The sequence below is a fragment of the Okeania sp. SIO2B9 genome (assembly GCF_010672505.1).
Taxonomy (GTDB): Bacteria; Cyanobacteriota; Cyanobacteriia; order Cyanobacteriales; family Microcoleaceae; genus Okeania; species Okeania hirsuta.
Window position 1 is genome coordinate 1 of sequence record NZ_JAAHGK010001465.1, and the last position, 1,742, is coordinate 1,742.

Genomic DNA, 1,742 nt, shown 5'->3' on the forward strand with positions numbered 1-1,742 from the left:
TACTTGCACTAAGAGGTGATTGATTAACTGAGCTGTTTGCGCAGCATTCCGCAGGAAAACTCTTATGCTATCTAGGTCTCATCAATTTATACTTTACTGGCCTACAATCGGTAAAAACTTTGTCCTGTCAGAAATTCAGCCTCTTAATATTTACTTTATAAATCAGCTCTAAGATAGAATTCACCTACTAATAGTTATTTTGCTCAACTATATAATTATCTAAAACTTCTAGTAAATCTTCAATACTAGCATTATGATCTAGAAAAGAAAACAAATGTTTATAGCTAAGTCTACCTTGTTTATCTAATACAAATTGTCCTGGAAGAGGTGCTCCCAAAGCTTGACCGACTTGATAATTTTTAAATACCTGACAACTAGAATCACTGAGTAAAGGCATTTTTAAACTTAGATCGCTCACAACAGTCTTACTTTGTTCCCTATCTGTACTCGTAATCATTAATATTTCTATTCCCCGCTCTAAAAATTTTTCATAATTATTATTTAAAGCTAAGATATGAGGAAAACAAAATGGACAATACTGTTTCTCAGTAAAGATACGAGTCAAAGCAAGTATGACAGGTTTTAACCCCCAATAGTCTGATAAACGAACTAATTTACCATTTGTGATATCTGGCAATTCAAAATCTGGTGTTCTTTTTCCGTTATCCAAACTATTAATAGGTGGAATAGGTAATAAATTTTGAACAAAACGTTGATTTATTAAACCTCTAAAATCATAGGAAGTTAGCATAATCTTGATATAATTTAAAAGTTAAAATTCAAAACTTTAATGTGTTTAAATCTCCTCTAAATTTACAACTCCAACACTTTTAGAGCTTTCATATATATGAAAGTGTTAGAGTTGACATTTTTTTTAATTATTAGGTACTTTATAGACTGCTTAAATCAATTTATTTAATAGCTGCAAAGAATTCCTTAGATTTGATTGGGTCGGGATTCATAGTTTTATCTCCTGGTTTCCAACCTGCAGGGCAAACTTCATCTGGGTTAGCCTGTACATACTGAATAGCTTGTAGAGTACGTAAGGTTTCATCCACGTTACGACCAAAAGCAAGATTATTAATTGTGGCGTGTTGAATAGTACCTTCTCTATCAATAATGAACAAACCCCGCAGAGCAATACCTGCTTCTGGGTCTAAGACGTTATAGGCAGAACTAATCTCTTTCTTAATGTCAGATAATAGCGGATAGTTAAGGTCTCCAACTCCACCAGACTTACGATCTGTTTGAATCCAAGCTAAATGCGAAAATTCACTATCTACTGAAACTCCTAGAATTTCTGTGTTAAGTGATTCAAACTCTTTGTAGCGATCGCTAAATGCCGTAATTTCTGTTGGACAAACAAAAGTAAAGTCCAGGGGATAGAAGAATAAAACTATATACTTACCACGATAATCAGACAGTTTAATTGTCTCGAATTCCTGATCCACTACACCTGTAGCAGTGAAATCCGGGGCTTCCTGGCCCACACGCAGGCATTCCTCTGTCATGATTTAATTCTCCTTAAAATAACTTGTTGACACTCAAAACTCAAAGAAAACTTATGGTTTGAGATTCTTTATTCTTCAATCTTACCTCTTCATACTAGACCTTAAGTACAAACAAAACCATAGAATGTCTCCTTTCGGACATAGCTAGACCAACTTAGCAGCTCGAATATTTTCAGACTTGGTTTCTCATTCCATATTGGATTGACCAGTAAGGATCGATCAACTAAACTT

Annotated in this window: 2 protein-coding genes; both read right to left on the reverse strand. The window is 34.2% G+C overall.

Going from position 1 to position 1,742, the window contains the following annotated elements; genetic code table 11:
- Nucleotides 1-187: 187 nt before the first annotated feature.
- Nucleotides 188-751, reverse strand: a complete 564-nt coding sequence (locus F6K13_RS31745; RefSeq protein ID WP_124147591.1) for a peroxiredoxin — start codon at nucleotides 749-751, stop codon at nucleotides 188-190.
- 160 nt (nucleotides 752-911) lie between these two features.
- Entirely contained in the window at nucleotides 912-1,511 is a 600-nt protein-coding gene (locus tag F6K13_RS31750; RefSeq protein WP_124147592.1) for a peroxiredoxin, read from the reverse strand.
- Nucleotides 1,512-1,742: the final 231 nt, after the last annotated feature.

Bases quoted from the DNA above. Each gene is read 5' to 3' on its own strand.
- F6K13_RS31745 (WP_124147591.1), bottom strand. From the start codon at position 751: ATGCTAACTTCCTATGATTTTAGAGGTTTAATAAATCAACGTTTTGTT.
- F6K13_RS31750 (WP_124147592.1), bottom strand. From the start codon at position 1,511: ATGACAGAGGAATGCCTGCGTGTGGGCCAGGAAGCCCCGGATTTCACT.